The 374-nt window shown below is 53.7% G+C and carries 1 protein-coding gene; it reads left to right on the forward strand.

Annotated elements, in window-relative coordinates:
* Positions 1–164: 164 nt before the first annotated feature.
* A partial coding sequence (locus AB4Z23_RS29015; protein ID WP_441361377.1) for a hypothetical protein occupies positions 165–374 on the forward strand: 210 nt, incomplete at its 3' end.

Genomic DNA, 374 nt, shown 5'->3' on the forward strand with positions numbered 1-374 from the left:
CCTCCTTTCAATGGTTCAATTAATGCATATTTTCAATTTATTCAACCCATCAAAGTGGGTTGAATAGCTGCCGTTGGAACTGCCAGCTACTGAAGCGGTCATTAAAGCTCCTGATCCGGCTGACCATCTTCCGGCCACGCAACGCATTGCCGCAAGCGAACAGCATGAGGGACAAGCTCAGCACAGGTGTTAGCCATTCATTGGTTAAAGAGGATAACGCCGCGGGCGCGGTCGAGTACACGCCGGTGGCGCTCTGCTACGATGTTCTGGCTTGCCTGCATGCGGACAACCTTCTGCAGCACCTTCAACTGTTCCCGCATTACCTCGAACGCACGGCGCTGAGCAGGCGGCACGCGATTGATAACATCCAGCTC

It is taken from the genome of Agrobacterium sp. MCAB5 (assembly GCF_052114365.1).
In the GTDB taxonomy this organism is placed as follows: domain Bacteria; phylum Pseudomonadota; class Alphaproteobacteria; order Rhizobiales; family Rhizobiaceae; genus Agrobacterium; species Agrobacterium tumefaciens.